The organism is Peribacillus acanthi (assembly GCF_003073175.1).
GTDB classification, from domain to species: domain Bacteria; phylum Bacillota; class Bacilli; order Bacillales; family DSM-1321; genus Bacillus_BN; species Bacillus_BN acanthi.
This window is the reverse complement of sequence record NZ_QBBX01000001.1, coordinates 199,011-224,460: the sequence shown is the minus strand read 5'-3', so window position 1 is coordinate 224,460 and position 25,450 is coordinate 199,011. Positions and strand designations below refer to the sequence as shown.

The following is a 25,450-nucleotide window of genomic DNA, read 5'->3' as shown; positions in this document are numbered from 1 at the left end:
TACGGATGCGCCGCCATCTTACTAGTCTCACTGGTGCTAATCCACCTATTCTAGTAGGACTTCAAACGTTCCATTACTTCCATCCCTCTTTTTGATGACCTTAGGCTTCCACTATTCAGGAATGAGAACGACCAGTTTAATAGTCAATTATGCTGATCGCCATTAAATCATTTCATATTTAAGGATGAATACTAAACTCCTAGCTATTCGTAGTATCCACTACCTCACCCTGCCTACATGGATTCGTCTCCTAACCATAGCCACCTTTTAAGGAGCCCCGCCTCACTTTTGTGAGTACGACTTCACCTGACTTCATCCCTTTGGTTGAATTAGAACCTCACTGGATGCAGGAGGATTAGGCACAAGTATTCTGACTATTTACAAGAGTAGGAATTTCACCCACTTTTTGGAAGTTACAGTTAGAACAAAACCTCATACAAGAGGCCACTAAGCTTGTGATGAGGTCTCGTTCCACTTCTTTCATTCATTTATTACTGAACTTATGAAGTAACGTTTCGTTTATTTTTATTAAGGAGCAACTACTAGAGTCAATACCCACTGATTAGTTGAAGCATCAAATTTAGCTTCATAAGAAGTTGTGTTTCCAGCTAAATCAGTTACTGTAAATTCAACTAAATCATTGTTTGAAGCATTTGTTAGAGTAGTCCCATCAGTAGCTGTTATAATGAAACTTGCTGTTTTATCAGTACCATCAGTACTAAAGTTAGCTAATACAGCTTTATCAGTTCCACCATTACCTGCAAATGTAGTGTCTTCAATTGTAATAGCGCTTAAGAACTCATCTGCAGCAATGCCAAAACCAGCTGAAGAATTCACAGCAGTTAATGTAGCCCCAGCAACATCAGCATCAACTGTAATTGTGTAGTTAGTTGAAATAGCTGATAGATTTCCAGCAAAATCAGTTACTGTAGCAGTAAGTACATAGCTTCCGTCAGCTAAGCCAGTTAAATCTGCAGCAGGAATAGCAACAATTGCATTATCATTAGTGATGTTAGTAGTCGTTAAAGTATGGCTATAAACTTTACCATTGAAAGTTACTTTTACAACATCTCCAGCAACCGGTTCAGTAGCAGATGCACCATTTAGGTTAACTCGTACTTCTGTAGGAGCATTAAGCTCAGTTGCATTTAAAATGTTATCAGCTAAACTTCCTGATCCAACCAATGTAGGAGCAGCTGGTGCTGTAGAATCAGCTAATGCATTAAATTCTGTTGTGAATGTAGTGTCTAATTGAGTTTGAGTATATCCAGCACCAGGGCGCTTAGTTAAGATTGCACTAGCTACTGTAAGTTGATTTGCTCCAGAAATTGTATCTAGTTTAGATTTGTAAGTTGAACTCGCTCTTAAAGCATCCAATATATCTTGAGCATTTGTAGCAGCGTTCACACGATCTAAAGTTCCAGCTACGCCAGTGTAAGTTACAGTAGCAGCTTGAACTGGAAGGATGTGGTTAGCTCCAGAAACATTCACTGAAATAGTATCTTGGTTAGAAGACACTAATTTAATTACAGCCTTACCATTTAGATCTGACTTAACATTATAAGTCTTAACAGTTCCTAAGTTTTGTACTGCATTTAAAGTAGCACCAGTCTCATCTTTAACTGTAACATTGCCAAAAGTAGAAGCTACATCGAATGATAAGTCATAGCGTACACCTGTTGGATAAGCAAAACCGTTTTGATCAACAGCTTGGTAAGTTACAGTTGCTTCACTATTAACTACGAAGCTAGAAGCTGCATTACCAGCACTGTTTGTTGTAGAAATAACTGCGTTACGTACAGTTGCATCAGTGAAGTATGTAGCTTCGCCAACAAGTTGTACATCAGTTTTATCTAGAGCAGGAGCCACTGTACCAGCAGTGTTTAAGAATACTGTTGGAATTGCATACGTTGTTTCACCAGAACCTAAAATACGGAATGAAGCTTTACCTTCGTCTCCTACTGTAACTGGAATTACACCAGTTGAAGCGTGGATTGTTCCTCCAGAAACTACAAATACATTACCTGGATTTGCAATGTTTCCAGCTGCGAATGTTACATAAGCAACAGTACCTTTAGGAGCTAATTTACCGTCTTTATCAGTAACAGTTACTGAATATTTACGTCCACCTAGACCAGTTGCAGTTGCAGTTTGACCTACTGGATATACTGCATATTTCGCAGCTTGTTGTACACCTTCAGCTTGAACAGCTAATTGAAGTACATTTGTTAGTGAATATGTTACTGATGGAGCAATAGTTTGCAAATCAGTTGACTTGTAAGTTTTGCTTGCATTTGTTGCAGAGTAAACGATTGGTGTTACAGTTGCATCTTCAGCATATAGAGTGAAAGTAGCTTCACCTTTTGCATCTGTTTTAATTTCAACAGTTTGGTAAGCACCAGTAGTTAATGTGTAAGGGTTTTTCCATTGACCGTTAAAATCTAATACAGCTACATCAGTTAGTTTGTTTGGAGCAACATTTAAGTTTTCTTTAATAGCTACAAAGTAAGAAGTATTAGCAAGACCTGTTACTTTATAAGTCTTTTTAGCATTGTTAGCTAGAGCATTACCAGCAGTTAATTCTGATACTGTTAATTGTTTAGCAGCTGCAAAGTAAACATAACCAGTAGAGAATTTAGTACGATCGCCAGTTGCATATGCTACAACTGTATCAGTTGTGCTTGCATAACGAGTATAAGTATAAGAAGCAACACCGTCAGCATTTGTTACAGCCTCAACAACTTGTGGTGCATTAAGTGCAGGAGCATCACTAGTAACGTTGAAAGTTACAGGGATACCAGCTTTTGATTGACCTTCAGCAACTGTAACACTTGCAGAAACAGTAACTTGTTGTCCAAGAACACCTTGTTGTGATTTTTCAGTAACGCTGATTGCTGTTGGAATTACAGCAGAAATCCCTTTGAATTTACCAAGAGTAGTTTCACCAGACTTAACAGTGTACTCTTTAGTACCATCTTGAGCAGAAGTAGTAAGAACTACAACTTTGCTGTCTGTTTGTTTTACAGCTGCGTTTGAAACTGTTAAACCTTCGATTTTAAAATCGCTTGCTTTAACGTCTTTAACAGCATCTTTGAAAGTTAACTCAACAGTAGTAGCGTTAATCGCACGAAAGCAACGAGAAAAAATCCGAGTTTCTTCTATAATATATGCCCATGTGTCCCAAGGAGTTTGCAAGCCTCCATCTTTGTCTCTATAGTTGCTCCATACAAAAAAACTAGATAGTTTTCGAATAAAATACGAAAACCATACAGACTCAATCATGACAAAAAACATAGGAAATTTGTTCCGAAAATGTTCGTCCCCTAGAAAACTATAATTCCCCAAAACCAAAATACATGAGAATTGATGTACTCCAACATTTCCCCACGGTCCCCTATCTCCCCAAATCTAAACAATGAAAATTGTAGAACTACGTCTGTAAAAAGTAAGGGTTTTGTCCAACTTTCCATATTCTAAGTATGTAATAATATGGATATAGGGTTGGTGGAATGAAAGTGAAATGAAATTTTGCCTTTGCAGGTTGAAAGTTCGATTTAACTAAAGGATTTCAAAGGGGTAAATTATACAATGGGTAAGTTCTATAAGCAATTCATTGAAGCAGAAATGAAAACTAGAAAAGAAGTAATTGAGGATAGAAAGAGAATTATGTCTTGGGAGCTTGACCCAAGATTACCATCTTTCTTTATCGAAAAGACACTTGAGCTAAAATTAATGGTCTTACTTGCAATGGACAATTTCACCTACAAGTGTTTAAGTGTCTATATAGAGGAGATATTAATGCATGTTATAGTATCAAGTGAAATCAACTCTCCCGATGAATACATTCCTAGGCTTCAAGAATGTGAAAAGAAATATAGAAGTGGGCATAAAATACTATCAGAACTAAATAAACGTGAATTAATCCATGAGGACGATTATTTATATTGCAGACGTTTCTTAAATGATAGTAAAGATGGTGGAGAAAGAATACGAAACATAGAAGTACATAATTTATATGCTGAGAAAATTAGTACCTTTGAGTTGAGGCCAGAGATTGCAGAAAAAATTGATGATGATTTTGGTAGAAACTTTCTTATACAACAAATTCAAACAAAACCAAGCTTCGTTCATATTGGAGCGAGAGATATGGTTTCAAGAAATATTGTCAATGACATAGCAGGTTTAAACGACTTGTTGAATCGAAATGTTGATTTACTTTCTAAATTAAGTTGACGTTGAATGACTATATTTAAATTGCTCTGTTCTAGTATTTCACTTTATTAATAGAATGTACTAAAAAAGTACAGGAGGAATGGATCATGACCTCCTAAACTACTACCCTTTTTTAAAACAACTTGTAATAAATTACTAAGTAATTCATGAAAATCGAGGTCGATAAAAATGATGAAAGAATCCATTGAAGAACTTTTAACCACTCTTCAGATATTGCCCATCTCAAATCCAATTTGGAAAAAGTTTGAGGTAACATTATATTCAAATTCAACTCTTCAACAATTTCAATCAGTAAAAGAAATCATTCGAGACAATGTTTCTGAAGGTATTGGTGGACTTTATATAATAGCCAAGAATAATAAGATTCTTTACGTCGGAGAAAGCGAAGAGAGAATTAGGTATAGATTGAGAAGACATATGGAAAAAATTTTCTCAAGAACAGATAGTCGTTCAGATTTTTTTAAATTAGGACAATATCAAGGAAAGCTTACGATTTTTTTCATGCAACTTCCTTCGAACTTAATAAATCAAAGGAAAGCTATTGAAGATTTATTAACGAATGCTCTCGAACCCGAGTACAAGAGATGGGACTTTAAAAATAAAATGTTATATTTAGAGAAACTCTTCGGTAAGGAAAGAATCATAAATAAAACAATTGCAGGCACCACCAATAAAACTGATAAAGACATAGTGTACAGTCAATTAATATCCCAAGCTAAGAATTGTCAATTATGTGTAGCTATGAAAGATAAAGAAGCTGTCATTGGATATAAAAATGGAAACCTTAATGCTGATATTATGTTTATTGCTGAAGCTCCTGGCCCGCGTGGAGCTGACATTTCAGGTATTCCTTTACACGGCGATGAGACAGGAAAAAATTTCGAAAAGCTTTTATCTTCAATAAATTGGACACGTTCTGATGTTTTTATTACAAATGCAGTACTTTGTTGTCCAACTAATGAAAATGGAAAAGTTAGGCCTCCTAATAAATCAGAAGTGAAAAATTGCAGCTCTCACCTTGCTAGAATCATTGATTTGGTCAACCCCAAAGTCGTAGTCACATTAGGAAAGAAAGCATTAGAAGCCCTAAATGATATTGAAAAACACCAATTAGTATTTAGTAATGATATAGCTACCTTCACAAAATGGAATAATCGATGGCTTTACCCACTATATCACCCAAGTCCACAAGTAATAAATACAAGGAAAAGGACTTATGAACAACAAGAAACTGACTTTAAACAATTAGCACATAAATATCCAATAAGAATTTCTAAGGGCTTGGAACCAATCAATTTCCAAAGTAAGAACTAACAATAAAAACGATACTATATTGAACGAGGGAAGCAATTATGATGAAATTAGAGCCCACGCTATCACTAACAACGAACTTTGGATGAAAGAAATTGAAATCATCAAACCTGATGTAATAATTTGTGGTGGAACATTTTCTATCGTTCAAGAAATACTAGGGTTCGAGAGTACTAAGTGTGGTTCTGGAGCCTTATTTGGTAAAGCATTGGATACTCTTTTTGTGGACTTTTATCATCCCATGTACCGCATCGTCCTATAGTGTTATAGCGTACTTTAATGAAACGATGATTGCCTTAGGATATAAATAGTAAAATCAATACAGGAACAATCCAAATCAGGGTACTAGGAAGCATAATACCCTTACTGCTTATTCCATCCTCCTTCTCACAAAATGGATTGAGTCCATCTCTTTTATGTAAGAGATTTTTTTGCTAGGGGAACTGGGGGAAGGTCCGGTTTTCCTTGGTATTACTGGGTTTGTTTTTCCCCCATGCGGGGGAATGGTTGGTGGGAATTAGGGGCAAAAAAAGAACAGCTGAGCAAAATAGCACCAGCTGTTCAATGGGATCGCATTAGTTTAGTGACTTCATACTCATATCCATTACGCTTGAAAAATTCGATGAGGGCTATTTCAAACAATTCTCGTTGTTTGATATTCCTTTCATTACAGAACTTGACGGCCATGTCCTGCAAAGGTTCAGCCATTTGTATGGTTTTTCCACTAGTTCTCCCTGGAACGATGTATCTTGGTAAGGTATCGGAGGAACTATCTGGTGTAATGACTTCTAGCAATCTCTCTTTATGCATATCCAACATCTCAAATAATGGTAAGAACCTCTCGAGTCTTGCTAGGATGTCGTCTGAAACGGCATTGCTAAGCAACCTTAGACTATCCTCTGGTACACTTTTTGGATTAATTTCCTCCATCTCTTGTACCTTATCATTCTGGACTTCTCTTTCTAGGTCCAATTTATATACATAATTACGCTCTTCAGGCGACCAAACGTAGCTTTTAGCAGTCATATATTCCGCTAACTCCCTGTGGTCTCTGAATCCTACTTTTTGGCAAATCTCTTCAATGTTAAAGTCTAGCTGTTTCAGTAACTCTATGACCATTCCAGCTTTATGAGTGGGCATGGATCGTTCATTATTTCCCATTCTATCGTTTTCTTGCTTGGGAACATAGTTTTGTAAGGCTTGGTCCCAAGTGAAATTCCTACGCCTCATGTAGATGTCTAAGGTCTTATAGTTTTTATGACCAAACCTTTTGGCCAATTCATCTCTTGGTATTTTCTCATCTAATCCTTTCAAAATTTCATTGACTCTTCTATCATAAACTGGAGCATCTTCTTGTTTCATTTCCCTTATCCTCACTTTCATATGATAAAAATAGGGAAGCTTAACGCTCCCCTTTTACAATGCTGCTACTGCTTCGGCTAATTGATCCTGATTGGCATGGACATAAACAGAAGTCGTTTTCAAATCTGCATGGCCTAATAGATTTTGGATGTGTACGACATGGATGTTCTTTTTCACCAGATTTGATGCAAAGCTATGGCGTAGAACGTGACAGGTAATGACCTTTTTCCATCCAAGCTTTTGAGTCGTCTCATGAAGGGTACGATTGACATACACATCTGAAACTTTACCCGTTTTCGCAAGAGCGAAAAAACGGTTGCTGTCGACATATGGACGCACATCTTCTAGATAGGTGTTAAGGAGTGGCACTAGCTTTTCACTAATAGGAACTTTCCTTTCCTTCTTCCCTTTACCATTTTTCACATGGATGATTTTTGTTTCCAGGTCCACATCTTCCAGAGTAAGGGTTAAGCATTCCGTAATACGAAGTCCTGTATAGAACAGGAATTGGATAATCGTTTTGATGATAGGGTGTTCAATGGCATGGACGAGCTCATGGTATTCTTGTTCGTCTATAAAAGTACGTTCTTTTCTCGGTACCTTGAGTTGGTCAATGGGTGCTGCTGCATGGAACTGAGTCCATCCTTTTTTGACCGCAAAATTATAAAAGGATCGAATGGTACACAAATGACGATTCACACTACCTGGTTGATAGTTTTTGACCGTTTTAAGCATCATGAGGTAGTCTTCAATATCATGCGTCTTCACATCCTCCAGCATGACAATTCCGTTATATCTTTCTTCTAGGAAACGATTGAACATCTCTAAGTCTAGTCCATAGCCGCTAATGGTTTCACCACTCGCATTCCTTAGTGATAGCCCCTCAAGAAAATCTTTGGTATATGAACCGAATGGTCGGCTACCTAGAATCTCAACAGGTGTTTGGTTAGCAAAGTAATTCATTTTCTTTCCCCTTTCAAATGCAAGAGATGAAGAAGATCCTACCTTCTCTCAATCTCTCGAAAATTAACTTCATAGGTTATTTATTCACTTTTTTACTTACTTCTTTGACTTTTTTGGTCGTGCCATGTTTTTGATTTCATCTATTGTTGCAATTTTTCGTACACCCAGGTCAGTTAATTGCTTGCTAGGAATATGAAGTACATACACTACATCCTCACCTTTAGAGCCTGCTCTTGTTTTAAGACCACTTTGTTTTCTTAATTCTTCTTCACCTGATTTCATTACGATTCTTCGATTCGAATGTTTTCCTGTTTCCGCCTTTAAGTAGCCCTTTTCTTTCCAGTTTTGAAAGACGACTTTAGGATCGGTGACTCCGTTTTCTGTCAGAAACTGTTTCATTTTATGTCTAAGGATCGCTACTTCATGGTATACATCACCATATGTGATTTTCCCCCAACATTCACGACCCTTGAACTCTCGATCATCGGAACGAAAAAGATCATGGTTTTGGACGATTTTTTCTAGAATATAATCGTATGCTTTCTCCCCTTGGTCTCGTTCATTAGCACTCTCAAGTTCGACTTCATAAAGGACTTCCAACATCTTTGCAATATCCAATGGCAGATTCAAAGCTTCATTCACCAGCTCGGCTGTCGCTAGGATAATTCCGAATTTTTCGGAAATTCTAGAGATAAAGGGAGAATCCTTTAACGTTTCCTCACAAGTTTTCATCCATTTCTTACATCTTTTATCTACTTCTTCTACACCAAGTTGCTGTACGTATTGGATGAATTCTATTCCCGCATGACCGTAATTCTCCATCAATCCTTCTTTGATGGCATTGGAGTTTTCCGCAGAAGTAGTCCAGGTCGTATTGGGGAATTCAAAGGCTCGAACACGTAATCCCTCGTTTGAGTTGGTTTTTTGGAACAATGAATGTTCGGCAGTCGAGATGATGGTCGTAGACCAATCGCCTTGATTTCTAAGTCCGCCATCTTTCGTCATTCGATCCTTTTCACGGTTTTCTGCAAATGTGTAGATGAGTGCCGTAAAGTCTTTCAAATTACTCATGGAGGCTTCATCCAAAACTATTGGTACACCATGATTATTTCGAACGTAGGTCACAATCGCATTTCCAGTAGCATTCCAGCTTTTGATAAGACCCTTATCATTTTTACTTGGGCGTCCAAACGGTGAAACACCTGTTTGAGCGGCTGTGGTTTTTCCTTTCGAACTCTTACCACATATATGGACTATAAGACTATCAATATCTTTGATGGTCGATAACATCCCCACAATTACTGCAGAGAATCCAAATGTAAGGGCAATCTCTAGATGACTGTTCCCAACGACTTCCTCTTCAATGACATCCTTCCATCCTTGAAGAGTGCCTTTAGGTTCTATATTGAATTTACCTTTATATGTCGATATTCTAGTAGGCTGTCCAATGATTTCATGGTGCTTGAAATACAATCCGCCTTTATGCTCTTCCCATCCTAAATGGGTGTGTACAGATTCATATGGAGCCTGTTCTTCTTGGCATCTTAAAAATTGTACGATACCTTTTACGTTATGATAGAATACATCAATGCCTTTTATAGTCAGTTTTTGTAATTCATTTGGTTGTAATTGGTCCCTAGTAATTTCAATGGTTTTATATTGATTGAGGTATAAGAATTCAAGGGTAAGAGTAACATCATGGGATTCCTCAGCTTGTTCAATTTTGGTGATTTTCACATACTTACTGACTGGATCATACGAAGGTGTACCTTCTCCTTCAGCCTTGATATACAACTTATTAGGAGTCAATTTAAAGAACTTATTGGAGCCGAAGTACTCGATCTGTTTTGCTGGTGCTTGGGTATGTTTCCTTTTCTTTGGTACAACCCCGTTTGAGCTTTGTGTCATACAATACCCATCCCTTTCAATTTATTTTTTTGATGGTATCACGAGAAAGTCTACTTTAGACTTTCTCGTATTATTAATAATCAAGACTAGAAATCTCTTCATCTTCTAGTCTAGTAAATGAATAAATCTATGATTGAGCATCAATCACTTCAATTAGTGCAATAGGTTTACCATTGTTAGTCTTATAGATTGCTTTAGCGAAAGTAATGGAAGTTCGATCTTGAAAATCCAACTCAAAATGGTCCTTGATTTGCCTCACTAACTCACTCCTATAAATAACACTCTTGGCACCACTTTTACTCCAACATGGATAGGAAGTAAAATCATCCCCTAAATATTCAGCCATAGCAATGTGGTAATCTGATAAACCTACTTGAACAGTTTTGGGATTTCCGAGTTGTTCCATTAGATCCTTGCTAGGAACTACTCTCATACCATTTTTCGAATAAATTACGGACATGATTCCAGCTTCACCGATTACTCTATTCGATTGGCTAGACACAGATGGGATGAATGCTGACAAATCCAACTCAGTCTCTTCCTCATCCTCTTTAACTTGTTTTAAAAGTTCATCTTCTTTTGATTCCTTCGAATCATCAAGATCGACTTTCAAATCGAACTCTTCATCCAAACCGATTTCATTTTCTGAATCATTAAAGCTTTTCATGTTTTGAGTCTCCTTATGGGTATAAAATATACGGATTTATTCTATTCGACAATCCGTTGTTTTTTAATGAAGTGCGAGAAAGTCTCTAACAGACTTTCTCATTTTTAAGGTATACAGATGATACAAATATCTTTATTTATAAATCTGGTAAGTTATTAATACATCATTACTATCCTAATCTATTGCCCAATCTATATTTGAGTAGGTACAATTACAATGGTCATCGCATTCAATATCTTCACCTCGTATTTCCTCATATATTTCTAATTCAATGTACCAATTAGTGCATCCTAATGGAGAAAGAATTACTTTGCAGGCATCATTGACTATCTCCCACCGTTTATTCATTTCATTTAAACCATCTATATATGGCCTATCATCACCTAGTTCGAACTCTATGACTATATTTCCATCTTTTAGGTAAATTTCTCTTAAAGAGGATTTCGCTTCTTTCGCCAACCTATTACTTACGTTATAAAATGTTAATAAATTGCCACCTAATGTTTCATTTCTTACGATTACAGACGTTCCTACATGAATAAAATCCTTTTTGTTATTTTCCTCCATTGATCCTTGCTTTCGATAAACTGCATTCATCCTAATCTCTCCTCTCAAATTGTAACTAAACCGTGCTTTAGCACCTTTTTTGAGACAACAAAAAGACGCCAAAGCATAACAAAGACTTCATAGAAATGGGTTACCTTACCCGTTCCTATTGATTGAAATCTTTGTTGCTAAGGCGTCTGTAGCAGGCTTCGCACGAAGTTAATGCCTGAATAGTGACTAGAGTTAGCATGGTTGGGACAATTGTCTACCAGAGGCTTCCTTATTTGCAACAATCAATAATTACTGACTGTATTTGATTTAGTTATAGGGTTATCTTAAATTATCCTCCAAACATATGTCAACACAAACTTTTTACTTACTTACGTCTATTACTACGCCTATTTCCTCTTAATCCCTAACACCTTTTGCTAATCGGGAGCCCTTGCTCCCTAGTAGCATTTTTATATGTCTCTTGTATGTAGAAAATTAGCTTGAAAATATTTTTTTCGACCTATCTCTCTCATGGAAAGATAGGTCTATTTTATATAATCATTTACTAATATTTATTTATATCAATGATTATTAATTATTCTTCTCTTGATATTGTTCCATCAAATATGATTTGATACTTTCATTCACGAATTTAGTAATAGACTCGATTTGTCCTTGCTTCTGCAACATTCGGAGGATTTGATGAACGTTTTGTTCAAGATATGTTGTTATTCTTACATGAGTATCATTGAATGATTGTTTCTTAGGTTGTTGTTTTATTTTGAATAGTTTTCCATTCAGGAATAGTTGCTCTGGATGGTCTGAATCAGATTCCCAGCTATTATTCGATTCCTCATAGGTTGTAAAATCTTCCCCATCACCTTCATCAGTTTCTTCGTATTCGTACCCTTCTTCTAGTTCTTCCTCCTTCTCCCATTCAATTGAAGGTGAAGTATTTTCTTGACGATAACGACTAAGATCAATGTTTCGTTTTCTTCTCGTTCCATAGTAGTCCATGTTTTTGTCTCCTCTTCTATAGTAGTCAACGTAGACGTAGCGGTATATTTTTACATCTACTTAGACGCATTATTTTATTGTTTTTATACCCCTATGAAAAGAAAAGACAAAAAAATGGAATGCTAACATTGTAATGGCTGAAGCGATTACTGCCTGTTTACATGAATAGTTGTAAACAAGCAGTAACCGTTCATTATAATTTATCAACTGCATCCTGTTTCTCTTGTCGTGTCGTTTGAATGTAGAATTTAGCAGTCATGTTGACTGATGAGTGACCTGTTAGTTTACTTACGGTTGTTAAATCAACTCCTTTTCTTAGAAGTCTCGTAGCAAAGGTATGGCGAAAGAGATGAGGATGAAGCTTCATTCCTACCTCATCTGAAATGTTCGCTAACCAATCTCGCACTGCGTCTCGATGCATTTTTACGGATCGTTGACTGATCAATAGGTATTCACTTTCCCTAAATCTCGATTTAGCCCTTTCTTCTTTTTGGTACTGCTTAATAAGTTGAAGAACATCTTGTCGTAAACTTATCTCTCGTACTTTTCCACCCTTTCCACGAACAGTTAATGTAGCGGTTAAAGCATCTATGTCACCTTGTTTGATGTTGACTAACTCTGACACACGAATGCCAGTGTATAAAAGTAAGTAAAAAATCAACTTATTTCGTTGACTGACTTTTGTGTGATCTTCAAGATAGAACAGAAGATTTTCTACTTCCTCTTCAGACAATGAGGTGACGATATGTTCACTGCCTGCGGCAACCTGTACTTTGTCTTTCTTAAGAGAAATGTAGGTTTCTTTTACTTCTCCTTTTTTCTGAAGGAAATCGTTATATACTTTCAAGCTATTAATTTTCTTATTAATGGTGGCAATCGCAAACTGTCGATCCAACAAGTATTGCTTATATCGAACAAAGGAAAAGCGAGAAAGAGGCCGTTTTTCATCAGCCGCCTTCTCTGCTAGGTAGTTTTGGAATCCCTGGACATCTCCCACATAGGACTCTATCGTTTTTGGTGCTCTTCCTTCTTCCATGAGCCACTGCTTGAAATCCTTCGCAAGTTCATTCATGGAGAACCTCCTAACATACAAAAAGAGCCATGCATGCTTTATTACCGCATCCATGACTCTTAGCTTTTAATGATTCTTATTATCTTTTTTATCGTACAACTTTGGCAAGGTTGGTTACAAAGGCAAGGGTACATCTTCAAACTTTTCATCCTTTCATTCATCATTACTTTTTGGTTACTTCTCTGACTATTTCCGTTGCGACTGCGACTACAATGGGAATGACGATTTTCTCTAGCAATCTGCTCACCTCCTTCCAATGTAGCTCACGACAGTAATATAATTATGACGTGAGTTTACTTGCATGGTTTTCATTCAAATCTATTGGTATTACTAGGTTTTACTCCTTCATGTTTTACTTTATTTAGTTTTGTCATGAGTTTTCAAACCACTTTCCATAATTTTGTCGTGAGTTTATTCCAACGACTCCACAATGGTCTCCAGGTAGTTGATGTAGTTTTGAACCATTTCTCGTTGGAAAGGACTTGGAATGTAATTAATGGCTCTCTCTATTTCAACTTCATCAATTTCAATCTCCGATTCCACTACCTCTTCTAACAGTCTCTCAATGACTTCCTTTTCACTAAGCATTTCGTTTTCGTAGTGACCTAATGTCGAATCGAATTCTCGGTAGAATTCCTTTCCGTTGATGATGATTTTATGGTATTTGGTCATTGTAAATTCTCCTTATCTACTAATCTTCTTAATACTGGCACTCCATCCTTTAGGATCATCTGAAGACACCACTCATAGGTTTCTGGATGCAAAGCAATGATTCCTAACCATTCCGTCCCTTGTTGATCCTCAATCAGCATCGTCTCAAAGAGAAGAGATTCAGGAAGGTCCTCAAACATTTCTCTAGGAATCAGTGACTCATCGATTTCATCTAGGTACAACTCATTACCTTCGTAGCTGATTTGATTCATCTCTACCTTCACATCAAACTCGTTTTCTAGTATACTTACAAACCATTCTAATTCTTCCATCTTCTCTTCCTCCCTTCATAGGTATCCTTTTTCTTTTAGTGATACGAACTTTTCTTCACATACAATGAGATGATCAAGAACATCAATGCCAATAATTTCCCCAGCTTCTGCTAGACGCTTTGTAACCTCAAGGTCTTCATTACTCGGAGTTGGATCTTGAGATGGATGATTATGAAATAGGATTATTGAAGCTGAATTGGCAAGGATAGCAGCCTTCATGACCTCTCTTGGATGAACTATACTTGCATTCAAACTGCCTACATGGCATATATTTATGTCAGTAGGCTGATTCTTTGTATCAAGACAAACTACAACAAACCTCTCTCGATCACAATCAACTAATAGTTCTTTCATCAAATGGTAAGCATCCTCTGGTGATGTTACTCTTCTTTTCTTATACAAAATACTCGATTCCTTCACTAATTTTAGGCTGACGATGTTGATTCGTTTGGCTGGTTTCTGGAGCGATGAGCCTTTTTCGAATAGTTCTAATTGCTTCTGCTTCTTTACCTCGTACTTTTTCACAATGATTCCTCCTCAAATAGAAATAGCCCTAACTCCTCAAAAGGAATTAGGGCTGATGTTTTCTTATCACTATTATAATATAAGTTTATTTTTCTAATTGATTCGGTTTCTTCCATATAAAAAGAAAAGCCCTGCAGAGATTTCTCTCCACAGAGCTTCCTTCATAGTGTACACTCCATGCGAACAAATTTATCAATTTGTCCACGAAAGGTGTCTGACACCGATATTTCAAGATATCAGATATCTTATAGATAAAAGAAAATATTTCTACTCTTTGTCCTTTCCACATATACTAAATCACCCAATTTGTCCACAAATGGTGTCTGACACCAGATATCAATATTTTATATACATGAATATAATATAAGTTTATTTATCTAGTTGATTCGGTTCTAATGAAAAAGAAAAGCCCTGCAGAGATTTCTCTCCACAGGGCTTCCTTCATAGTGTACACTCCACGCGTACATATTTATCAATATGTCCACGAATGGTGTCTGACACCAGATATTCCCCGCTAATTAGAGTTTTTTGCAGTATGGGTATGTATTCTAATGCAATCGAAATCGCCTTAAACTCACTTATTTCTTTCTTTTTCTTTCGATAAAGAGACTCTCTGATCTGAAAGGCTAATGTTGACGTGATAAGTAAAGAAATAAGTGTACCGTAAAGGTGACATTCAAATCGCTCCATCTTCATTTTTTTCACTTCATGAATTTTAAAGAGAGATTTCCATGTTTTAAATAAAATCTCAACCTGCCAACGAAGGGAATAAAAGGTTTGAATGTCTTCCTTCGGAATGCATTGATATGGTATATTTGATATGAATATGTTTAATCTTGTGAGTTTTTTTGTGTGGTGTGAATATTTCACACCCTTCTTTTTTTCTTGTCTATTTCTTCTGATTAATCTTTGTTCAGTTTGTTCATCGGTTAACTTACATAATATAAGTCGTGGAATATGTTTTTTTGCCTGACTTACATAAATATCTTCGATTTCTCTAACTTCTCCTATTTCCATATCCTCCATTACTTCTTCTAAATCGATCTTAGTATAGTGATGATTTTCTCTTGTAAATAAAAGCAATTTTGGTTTTAATCTTGTAATATAGTACGCGTCACGATCGTGAATTTGAACTAGCTCATCTAATGAAAAATAGCCTAAATCACGGATAATCAAGTCATTTGCTTGTATGGTATTAATAAGAGAAGGGCCGAAGGTTGCATCACTATCTCTACCGTTCTGAACCTCTAAGTGAATAAATTCTCCCTTTAACAACTCATACTCTAATTGAATCTTCACACCAGATTTATGATACCCTCTGTAATTACCTAAGTATTGACAGGGAAGTTCGAATCCCGTGGAATCTAATATTCGAATCCGATAAAAATCTATATCATGGAAATTTGGAATATGATGAGACAAAAATTGCTTGCCCATTAGGATATGAAATACTTTCTTTAACAACCTAACTCCTGCTTCGTTAAATCGTTGATTTAATCCTTCCGTAGTAAGTGATACATTTTGATTGGAATCTAAAATTCCACATAACTGTGCTAGCGATTTTTTTCCTGAATCTTGATTCCAAACGGAACACAAGGCAACAAAATCCTTTGGTTTTAATTTAGTGGTACGTTGAACAAATAATTCCTTTCTGGCTATATCATCTAAAAAATTAGAAGAGAAAATTCGAGTCAACTCCTCTGAAATCAGCTGGAAATTATCTTCTGAAGTTAAACTATGTTGTAGCATAAAATTAAAAAGCCTACCTTTTCTATAAATCTATAGAAAGAATAGGCTTTTTTATCTTAAAGTGGTAATAATTTGCTTAACTTGATGGCTATGGTGTCTGACACCAGATATTTCATAAAATTATTTGATTGATAATGTAGGAGCTGCAGCACCGTCAGCAACTGCATCTGTTAATGTGATTACTCCAACAGCAGCAACAGCTGTAGCGAAACGAGTATCTTTTCCTACGATAGCAGCAGCTAAGTTAGCAGCTGTTACTGTAGCAGAAGAACCTACTACAAAGTCAGTACCTGCTACATAAGTTTTACCGTTAAGAGTAATTACATCACCAACAGTTAAGTTGTTTTCAAGAGTGAATTCATATTCACCTACTTGAGCAGCAGTTAGTGATACTCCACCTGCTAGTGTAATCGTTTGAGCAGCAGCAACGTCAGCAAATGCTAATGCAGTACCAGTTAGTGTAATTGTACTGAAATCAATGTTTCCATTATCAGTCAACCCTTGGATTGCAGTGTTCATAAGAGCTAAAGTATTATTAGCATCAACATATCCTAAAGAAACTGTTACTTCATTTGTAGTAGCATTATATGATGCCGCTGGATTTCCTGTAGAAGTACCATCTTGAACAAATTTAATTTTCAAACCGTTAAAGGCTTCTTGAACTTCACCAGTTGCAACAGTTGCAGTAGCTGTTTTAGCACCAACAGTTACGCTACCTTTAGCAAGTACTTCAGCAGCAGCTTTAACGTTTGCATCATTTGTAGTTAATACAGAGATCTTGTTAACTACTGGTTGAGTAATAGCTTTTGAAAGAACTGCATTAGATGTACCATCTGCAAATACAATGTTATCAGCAACAACATCAACAGTAGAAGCTGCAGCAACATTTGTTACATTTAATACTACAGTATTACCAGATACAGAACCAATTGCAATTGTTTCAGCAACATCAGAAGTTGTGAAGTCTCCAGCTACAACTGATGAAGCTAATAAATTCTTATCAAATGTTAATGTTAACTTAGTACCATCAGCAGACAATACTGCAGTAGAAATTGTACCAGTTCCAGGTGTTCCAGGTGTTACAGGTGTAATAGACTCAATCTCAAGAGTATAAGTACCATCAGCATTTTGAACTGCAGTTACTAATACGTTATCTCCAGCAGCAAGACCAGCACCTACTAAAGATTCAAATTTAGCTTCATCAATTACAACACCAGCTGCATTTTTGAATGATGAAGTTGAATATTTAACTGCATCGTAGCCAGCAAATGTTAAGCTGTTTGTAGCTGTGTTGATAGTTGTTACAGCACCTGTATAAACTGAAGGTAATTGAGTACCTTTAGTGAATGCAATAGTAGCTGATTGGTTAGGTAAGCTTACTTGAGAAGCAGAAGCTTGAACAGTTACGTTAGATGAAACGTTTTCTGAACGTACTTCTAGAGAAGCTTTACCAGCAGAAGCTTGAACTTTTACAGTTTCAGTTGTTCCTTTTTTAACTAGTTTAGAACCGAATGTTCCAAACACAGTTACATCAGCGAAGTGAGCAGTTACTTGGTAAGATACTTCATAAGAACCAGTACCTACATAGTAATCAAATCCGTTTTGATCAACTGATTGATAGTTAAAGAACGCTGATTGTGAACTTGGTAATGTAGAAACTGCTTTACCCGCTGCATTTGTAGCAGTTAATGTTGCGTTTGTTACAACTGCATTTACAAAGTATGTAGTTTCTCCAACTACTTGTAGATCATTTTTATCTAATGCAAACTCACTGCCTGTTTCTAAGTAAACAGTTGGAGCTGCGAATGCATCACGGTTACCAACTAAAGTAAATGTTGCTTCACCTTTAGTTCCAGTAACTGTAATTTCATAGCGAGTGTTTTTATTTACAGGAGTGTAAGAACCATCTGCATTTAAAATGTATGCAGCTTTATCAGTGCTATAGCTTCCTTCTGCAAATGTAACATACGCTTTAGTTCCAGCTGGTGCAACTTTACCGTCTTTATCAGTAACAGTTACAGTGTAATCACGACCACCAACACCAACACCTGAAGCGTTCATTGCTGCTGCGTTTGTTACACCTTTAGCAGTAATTGCTAAGCCTAAAGTATGAGTTAATTCAAATTTAACTGTTGAAGCAGAAGCTTGAAGTTCAGTAGCTCCTAATTTACCATTTTTAGTATCAGCATCTACGAATACGATCGGTGTTACAGAAGCATTAGCACCAGTTAATGTGAATGTAGCTTCACCGCTAGCATTAACTTTAACACGTACTTCGTTTACTCCACCTGTTGTAACTTGTGATGGATAGCTAGCGTTTGTTGTTACACCTGTATCAATAACATTTACGCCACGAACTAATTTATCAGGAGTTACGTCTAAGTTTTCAGCGAATGCTACGTTTACATAGTTGTATAATGCGTTACCAGCTGCATCATATGCTGTTGCATAGCTGTTTGCTTTTACTTTGTAAACTTTCTTAGCACCATTAGCTAAAGTATTAGATTCTGTAACTTCAGTTAATGTAAGAGAATTTGCCCAGTAAACAGTACCAGTACTGAATTTAGTACGATCTCCAGTAGAGTAAGCTACAACACTGTCGTTTGAAGCTTGGTAACGAGTGTAAGAGTAAGAAGCTACACCGTCAGCGTTTGTTTTCACTTCAACCACTTGTGGTGCGTTTAGTGAACCACTGTTAGTGATGTTGAAAGTTACAGGGATACCTGCTTTTGATTGTCCTTCTGGAACTGTTACAGAAGCTTTTACAGTTACTTCTTTACCAAGAGTACCTTGGATTGAAGGAGTTGTAACTTTAATACCAGTAGGGATTACAGCAGATAGACCTTTAAATTTACCAAGAGTAGTTTCTCCAGATTTAACTGTGTACTCTTTGTCACCTGTTTGTGCTTCAGTAGTAAGAACTACTACTTTGCTGTCAGTTTGTTTAACAGCAGCGTTTGAAATTTTAAGACCTTCGATAGAGAAGTCTAAAGACTCAACATCAGTAACAGCATCTTTAAAAGCAACTTCAACAGTAGTAGCGTTAATCGCACTTACGCCTACAACTGAAGGAGCAACAGCTTTGTTCATAATACGGTAAAGAGCAGTAGCTACTTCACCACGAGTGATTTTAGCTTCAGCACCGAATGAAGTTGCAGAAGCAGCGTCCATAGCTCCGTTGTCTACGATTGCTTTAACATAGTTTTTGAAACGTGGGCTTACATCAGAGTAAGTAGTTCCACTGTTGTTGTTAGCTACTAAGCCAAAAGCGTCAACAAGGATTTTTGCCATTTCAGCGCGAGTGATGTTGCTAGACACATCGAATTGAGTTGTAGTTTTTCCGTTAACAGCTCCAATTGCATAAAGAGCGTTTACATAACCAGCTCTGTCTTTTGGTACGTCAGTGAATGTAGAAGCTGTAGCAGTTGCTGGATCAAGTTTAAGTGCTTTCGCAATCATTACTGCAGCGTCAATACGTTTTACGCTATCAGCAGTTCCGAAAGTAACGCCATCAGCGTAACCTTGAGCAATTTTTTCTGCAACTACGAAGTCAACAGCTTTAGTAAGCTCTTCACCTTGAACATCTTTGAATGCAGCTAGAGAAGCTACTGGAGCAACAGCAGATGCTACTAAAGTAGCAGTTGCAGCAGTTGCTACGAACTTGCGGTAAGACTTTGGTTGGTAAGCCATGTAATAAATCCTCCCCGTTTTGTAAAAAAGTTTTCTTTTAAATCATCAGGATTAATCCCGAGTGATAATGGATTCAAGCGTGAATCTTTGCTTTTGCTATACCTTTTTGGTAATTTTTATATTTTTTAGCAAAAATAAGATTCAAACTTGTATATTATTCTACCAAATTAACCAGATTTTTCAACTATTTTTTACAAATTTCTTGTTTTTCTAGTTTTATCCAGCTAGTTATGTAGAATAATAGGTCTTGTTTCCTACTAGAAGAAACGCACTTTCTCATTATACATATTTTCCTATAAAAATGGAATATTTTTTATAAAAAACTTAAAATAACCAGTTTCTCTAAGGAAAACCAATTATAAAGACGCAGATAGTTACAAGAAAGTTTCATATTTAGAAAATTTTTCTTGTAAATTTTTAAAACTATTTTCATAGCTTCGGAAAACAGTTAAATGTATGTACTCAGTTTCGTATTAATGTAAGATTCAATAGTGAGATCTGTTTGAAGTAAAAAGAATAATTCGGGTCGAAGTTTTCATCATTACAATCCATTCTTCCCCAACAAAAAAACCTGTATAGAAAAATTTCTACACAGGTTTTAATAGTTTTATTAAGATTTACAGATTCTTTTGGCTTTGATTCTGATACAAGAATGCAATCCCCAAACCACCGATCAACCAAAAGATAATGTTGAGTTGTGGAATGAAAATTAAGTTATTTGATAAATTCTGCACCATGTACGTTACGCTACCAACAAAGACTCCCGCAGCAATTACTTGTCCAAGGACATTATTTTGTTTGAAATATAGTCGAGCTAGATATAAGAAATACGTGACATAAATCGACAGGAATGACAAAATACCGACTGTTCCTGTTTCAGCAGCTACCTTCAAATAAGAATTATGAACGGAATAGGCTTCATGACCAATATCCAATTCTTTATACTTCGTTACGAAGTCTTTATAACGAACATAGTAGTTCCCCATGCCAACCCCTAGAATTGGGTTATCCTTGTACATCACATAGCCTGTTTTCCAAAGTGTTACACGTGAGACAACCGCTTTATTCGTTGTTTCGTCATCAATTTCTTCTTGCTCTTCTTCTTCGCTTAGTTCTTCGCCTTCTTCTCCAGGCTCGCCACTTGCAATATGTCCAGCAGAGTTCTTAAATACTAGCTTTTCAAATGCGTAAATAGCTGAGCTTGTACGAGATTGTACGTCAGGCATGAAATATACGCCAACTAATAATACGATGAACGATAATAAAATATGTGGCTTAGTAAGGTTACGTAAGAACCTTTTCGGCATGATCATGATGATTAAGATGAATGCACATGCCATGGTTACCCATGCAGCACGTGTATACGTCAAAATCAAATTAATGACATAAATCGCGTAAAAAGCGAACAGCATGAGTTGAACTTTTTTATCTTTGAAGTAAACCACTGCCAATAAAAGCAGAGATGGAATTACAAAGTTCAAGAATGCAGAATAATAGTTCGGATTGATTAACGTAGAGTCTACACGACCCTTCGCATCTTTAAGGGCGTACAATCCTGCTTTGTTTAACGAGAAATTGAACACATATTGGATGATTCCGAACAACCCAACAATTAATGCAGAAGCACCAAACGCTTTAGCAAACGAAACGTACTGTTCTTTCGTAAACTGAACCTTCGTTACAATTAGGAATAATACTACGTATGATAAGTAACGACCAATTTCCATGATTCCTGGTGTTAAGCTTTCTGCTTTGACTAAAGAAATGATGGATGCGATGAAAAATAAACTAAATACGATTAAAAACGGTTTAATCGATAATGAATTAAGTTTGATGATTCCTTTTTTGTACTCCCACATCACTGCTAACACAAGCAATGGAACGAGGATGATTTCAATCGATACTGGAATGGGGCCTAGATAAGTTTTGAAATACGCTAAAGGCACCAAGAATAAATGCAATAGGATGAGGATATATGTCAGTGACTTATTATTATTCATACCTAAATCCTTTCTATTAATGTGTCTATGTCATCAGGGACTTCTCCTGAAGTTTTCACCTTTCCTACCTTACAAGAAATAGGCATGAATCACAATGACCAATATTTAGCTTAAGTTTGTATAAGATTCCCAAATACTTTTTGCTAACTGATCCAAAGAGAAATGATCTTTGGCAAATTGGTATTGTTTTTCACCTTTTTTCTTTAAGTCATTCGAAACATACGCTTCTTGAATGGCTTGTGCGAAAGCATCGACATCTTGAATTGGAACCACCCAACCATATTCTTTAGAAGGAATCAGTTCATTCACTCCACCCACATCTGTTGAGAGGAGTGGAACTTTTTGATTAGCCGCTTCTAATAAGGCAAGTGGGAAGCTTTCACTTTGTGATGCTAGGAGAGCAATATTAGAATTGCTGTAAATTTGTTCGATGTCTTTACGGAAGCCGAGCATATGTACTTGATTTTGAAGGCCAAGTTGTTGAACTAGGTCCTCCACTTCCTGTTTGATTGGGCCATCACCTACCAATAACAATGAAATATTAGGATTGTTGACTTGTTTTAGCGCCTTAAGCACGATGTCATGTCCTTTGATTGGATGTAAGCGCGCCACCATGCTCATGACAAAATGGTCGTGTGGGATGTTTAATTCATCACGAACGACAGAATTTGACAGCAATGGTTCGACAAAGTCTATTCCATTATATATGACGGAGATTTTGTTTGAATAGATTCCCAGTTGAATTAAATTATTTTTAAATCGTTCGGTAACCGCAAAAAAATGGTCGATTTTGCTGAAGGTGAATAGATTCAGTTTTGTAAATATCCGACCTTTGATGCCGCCTTTCATGAAATCTAGGGTCGGATCACTATGGATGGTTGTTACCCAAGTGGCTTTAATAGAAGACTTTATTAATGACATATAGAGATTCGATCTCGGTCCATGAGAGTGGACAATATCAAAGCCTTCTTCGTTGATAAAGTTAGTAAGGCGCTTTAATACACGGATATCGTAACGAGAGTATTGAGATAATAGTTCGACTCGGACACCTAAATCACGCGCTTCCTGTGCAAGCGCTCCTTCCTGGAAGACAAGTAGGCAAACTTGGTCACGAGGAAGTTTATCGAGTAAAGTTGTCACGTGCTTGCGTGATCCCCCAGTTTCTCCTCCGCTGATGATGTGTAAAACTTTCATGGTACACCTCCTATTTAAAAAGCGTTAATCGGGATAATGGCTGAAAAAGACTGTATTCAAAACAATAACCCTAGAGGAATTCCCTCATAGGGTTATTCAAAGACCGTTCATTATTATTTTTTCGAAACAAGTACTTTCAACAAAAATTTCGGAAGTGCCATTTGTCGTTTGAGACGGTGTGGCTCCTTCATTAAACGGTAAAACCATTCTAAGCCGAGGTTTCGATAAAATTCAGGCGCGCGTTGAACATGGCCGGCGAACACGTCAAAGCTTCCTCCTACACCTTGGAAGACCTTTACGTTTAACTTAGGCATATGTTCACGAATCCAAAGCTCTTGTCGTGGGCTACCCATGGCAACGAATAGCATATCAGCTTGTGATTCGTTAATTTTATGGACTAGAGCATCCATATCCTTAACGTACCCATTTTCATAGCCAGAAATGGTGATGGTCGGATATTTTTCTTCTATTTTTTCTTTTGCCTTTTTTACGACTTCTTCTTTGGCCCCGTAAAGGAAAACTTTATAGCCTTTTTGGGACGCAAATTCAAGAAGTTTATCCATCATATCGACGCCTGTGACTCGGGATGTGATATTTCCTTTTTTTAGCTTCGATGCCAGTAAAATACCAATCCCGTCTGGAATTTGATAGGTGGAATTATTGATTAATTCACAAAGCTGTTCATCTTCTTGAGCTTTCATCACTTTTTCTGGATTTACGGCAATGATGGTCGATTGTTCATTTTTTAACATGCGACCTTCAATATCCTGCAGAATTTCATCGTAGCTGAGTGGAGACACATTGACTCCAAAATACGTTTCCTTCTGCATTACTCAACCTCTTGAATTGCTTGTAGGTTTGTTAGGTTTCCGATTCTGTGGACTACAAATTGAGTGTCGTGAATCGTTGCACAGTTACGCGTATCGAAAATAACAGGCGTTTTCATGTTTTCCAGTAAGAATGGCTCGTCCCATTGCTTGAATTCATTGTGGTCAACAAGGATGACTAATAGATGAGCACCTTTCACGGCTTCTTCTAATGAAGACAGCTTGAAGTTCACTTGCTCGTCTCTTACATGTGGATCATGAATGCGCACATCGTAACGAGAGTTAGCCATTAACATTTCTGCGATTTCGATGGCAGGACTTTCACGAACATCATCAATATTTCCTTTGTATGTTAAGCCACAAACAGCCAATACAGGCTTGTCTAATTCACACGTCATGCGCTCGATTTGGTTGGTTACGAAATGAGGCATAGAGTTGTTAATTTTGCGCGCTTCTTGAATCAACGGTGATTCTTCTGTCGCTTTTTCAATAATGAAATACGGATCGACAGCTAAACAGTGACCCCCAACACCTGGTCCTGGTAAATGGATATTTACACGAGGATGCTTGTTCGCAAGCTCGATTACTTTATGAGCATTCACGCCAAGACGTGCTGAAATTTTTGCCAATTCGTTTGCAAGTGCAATGTTTACGTCACGGAATGTATTTTCCATTAACTTAGACATTTCAGCCGTAACAGCTTCTGTTTCTAGAACATCCCCTGTTACAACGGCACGGTATACGTCACCGGCTTTTGTAGCTGCTTCTGGTGTTACTCCACCGACGATTCGTGTGTTTTCAATTAACTCAATTAAGATGCGTCCTGGTAATACACGCTCAGGACAGTGTGCAAGGTATACATCCTGGTATGGATCGATGCCTGCTTCTTTTAAAATTGGAGCAACTACGTCATCCATCGTTCTTGGTGGAATCGTGGACTCAACGATTACTACGTTTCCATTTTCTAAGTAAGGAACGATTGCTTTCGTAGCTGATTCTACGTAATCCACGTTTGCAGAGTAGTCTTCATGAATTGGAGTTGGAACGGCAATAATAAAGACATCCGCTTGTTCTGGATGTGTGGAAGCTTTTAACTTTCCTTTTTCCACCACCTGTTTCACAAGCTCTGGTAATCCAATTTCTTCTATATGAATTTCACCTTTATTTAATAAATCAACAACTTTTTGATTTACGTCTACACCTAATACATCATAACCCGCTCTTGCGAATACGGCTGCAGTCGGTAATCCGATGTATCCTAAACCGACGACACAAATCTTTTTCATATGTTAAAGACCTCACTTAACTTTTTATATTATCTTTTGCAACTTTTCAATTTCTAAAATAGTATAACAAAAGAAATCCATCGTTGCATTAATTACGTTGATAGGGGTATTGTGGAATGATAAAAT

The 25,450-nt window shown here is 36.9% G+C and carries 20 protein-coding genes; 3 read left to right on the top strand and 17 right to left on the bottom strand.

What is annotated here, in order from left to right:
- Nucleotides 1-528 precede the first annotated feature (528 nt).
- Nucleotides 529-3,195 carry an Ig-like domain-containing protein gene (locus DBX25_RS01170; protein ID WP_157950830.1) on the bottom strand — a complete coding sequence of 889 codons (2,667 nt, stop codon included), beginning with the start codon at nt 3,193-3,195 and terminating at the stop codon, nt 529-531.
- A gap of 393 nt (nt 3,196-3,588) precedes the next feature.
- Between DBX25_RS01170 and DBX25_RS01165 the strand changes: the two genes are divergently transcribed.
- From DBX25_RS01165 to DBX25_RS01155, 3 genes are all read left to right on the top strand, one after another.
- Complete coding sequence (locus DBX25_RS01165) at nt 3,589-4,233, top strand: hypothetical protein (RefSeq protein WP_108668950.1); 645 nt, start codon at nt 3,589-3,591, stop codon at nt 4,231-4,233.
- A 168-nt stretch (nt 4,234-4,401) separates the two neighbouring features.
- Nucleotides 4,402-5,547: a uracil-DNA glycosylase gene (locus DBX25_RS01160; RefSeq protein ID WP_108668949.1), complete on the top strand. Its 1,146-nt coding sequence runs from the start codon at nt 4,402-4,404 to the stop codon at nt 5,545-5,547.
- Between the two features lie 19 nt (nt 5,548-5,566).
- Nucleotides 5,567-5,806: a uracil-DNA glycosylase family protein gene (locus tag DBX25_RS01155; protein ID WP_108668948.1), complete on the top strand. Its 240-nt coding sequence runs from the start codon at nt 5,567-5,569 to the stop codon at nt 5,804-5,806.
- 299 nt (nt 5,807-6,105) lie between these two features.
- Here the strand turns inward: DBX25_RS01155 and DBX25_RS01150 are convergent, their stop codons facing one another.
- The 16 genes from DBX25_RS01150 to DBX25_RS01070 form a co-directional block, all read right to left on the bottom strand.
- Nucleotides 6,106-6,906 carry a hypothetical protein gene (locus DBX25_RS01150; protein WP_157950828.1) on the bottom strand — a complete coding sequence of 267 codons (801 nt, stop codon included), beginning with the start codon at nt 6,904-6,906 and terminating at the stop codon, nt 6,106-6,108.
- Between the two features lie 54 nt (nt 6,907-6,960).
- On the bottom strand, nt 6,961-7,869 hold the full coding sequence (locus tag DBX25_RS01145) for a tyrosine-type recombinase/integrase (protein ID WP_108668946.1): 909 nt from the start codon (nt 7,867-7,869) through the stop codon (nt 6,961-6,963).
- Between the two features lie 96 nt (nt 7,870-7,965).
- The gene (locus DBX25_RS01140) at nt 7,966-9,777 is read right to left on the bottom strand and encodes a DUF927 domain-containing protein (protein ID WP_108668945.1); all 1,812 of its coding nucleotides are present in this window, start codon (nt 9,775-9,777) and stop codon (nt 7,966-7,968) included.
- A gap of 127 nt (nt 9,778-9,904) precedes the next feature.
- The gene (locus DBX25_RS01135) at nt 9,905-10,444 is read right to left on the bottom strand and encodes a hypothetical protein (RefSeq protein ID WP_108668944.1); all 540 of its coding nucleotides are present in this window, start codon (nt 10,442-10,444) and stop codon (nt 9,905-9,907) included.
- Nucleotides 10,445-10,618: 174 nt separating this feature from the next.
- Nucleotides 10,619-11,041, bottom strand: coding sequence for a hypothetical protein (locus DBX25_RS01130; protein ID WP_108668943.1), 423 nt, complete (start codon nt 11,039-11,041; stop codon nt 10,619-10,621).
- A 531-nt stretch (nt 11,042-11,572) separates the two neighbouring features.
- Nucleotides 11,573-11,998, bottom strand: coding sequence for a hypothetical protein (locus tag DBX25_RS01125; RefSeq protein WP_108668942.1), 426 nt, complete (start codon nt 11,996-11,998; stop codon nt 11,573-11,575).
- A gap of 193 nt (nt 11,999-12,191) precedes the next feature.
- Nucleotides 12,192-13,070: a tyrosine-type recombinase/integrase gene (locus DBX25_RS01120; RefSeq protein ID WP_108668941.1), complete on the bottom strand. Its 879-nt coding sequence runs from the start codon at nt 13,068-13,070 to the stop codon at nt 12,192-12,194.
- A 411-nt stretch (nt 13,071-13,481) separates the two neighbouring features.
- Entirely contained in the window at nt 13,482-13,742 is a 261-nt protein-coding gene (locus DBX25_RS01115; protein WP_108668940.1) for a hypothetical protein, read from the bottom strand.
- Nucleotides 13,739-14,053 carry a hypothetical protein gene (locus DBX25_RS01110; protein WP_108668939.1) on the bottom strand — a complete coding sequence of 105 codons (315 nt, stop codon included), beginning with the start codon at nt 14,051-14,053 and terminating at the stop codon, nt 13,739-13,741. The genes DBX25_RS01115 and DBX25_RS01110 overlap by 4 nt, the downstream gene beginning before the upstream one ends.
- A 15-nt stretch (nt 14,054-14,068) precedes the next feature.
- A complete protein-coding gene (locus DBX25_RS01105; RefSeq protein WP_108668938.1) occupies nt 14,069-14,578 on the bottom strand; it encodes a JAB domain-containing protein in 510 nt (169 codons plus the stop codon).
- 441 nt (nt 14,579-15,019) lie between these two features.
- Nucleotides 15,020-16,327, bottom strand: a complete 1,308-nt coding sequence (locus DBX25_RS01095) for an IS4 family transposase (RefSeq protein ID WP_108668936.1) — start codon at nt 16,325-16,327, stop codon at nt 15,020-15,022.
- A 120-nt stretch (nt 16,328-16,447) separates the two neighbouring features.
- The gene (locus DBX25_RS01090) at nt 16,448-20,017 is read right to left on the bottom strand and encodes a beta strand repeat-containing protein (RefSeq protein WP_108668935.1); all 3,570 of its coding nucleotides are present in this window, start codon (nt 20,015-20,017) and stop codon (nt 16,448-16,450) included.
- A gap of 617 nt (nt 20,018-20,634) precedes the next feature.
- Nucleotides 20,635-22,017, bottom strand: coding sequence for an O-antigen ligase family protein (locus DBX25_RS01085; protein ID WP_108668934.1), 1,383 nt, complete (start codon nt 22,015-22,017; stop codon nt 20,635-20,637).
- A gap of 105 nt (nt 22,018-22,122) precedes the next feature.
- Nucleotides 22,123-23,211 (bottom strand): glycosyltransferase family 4 protein, encoded by a 1,089-nt coding sequence (locus DBX25_RS01080; RefSeq protein ID WP_108668933.1) that lies wholly within the window; start codon nt 23,209-23,211, stop codon nt 22,123-22,125.
- Nucleotides 23,212-23,324: 113 nt separating this feature from the next.
- Entirely contained in the window at nt 23,325-24,041 is a 717-nt protein-coding gene (locus DBX25_RS01075; protein ID WP_108668932.1) for a WecB/TagA/CpsF family glycosyltransferase, read from the bottom strand.
- On the bottom strand, nt 24,041-25,324 hold the full coding sequence (locus tag DBX25_RS01070) for a nucleotide sugar dehydrogenase (protein WP_108668931.1): 1,284 nt from the start codon (nt 25,322-25,324) through the stop codon (nt 24,041-24,043). Before DBX25_RS01070 ends, DBX25_RS01075 begins: the two co-directional genes overlap by 1 nt.
- Nucleotides 25,325-25,450 lie beyond the last annotated feature (126 nt).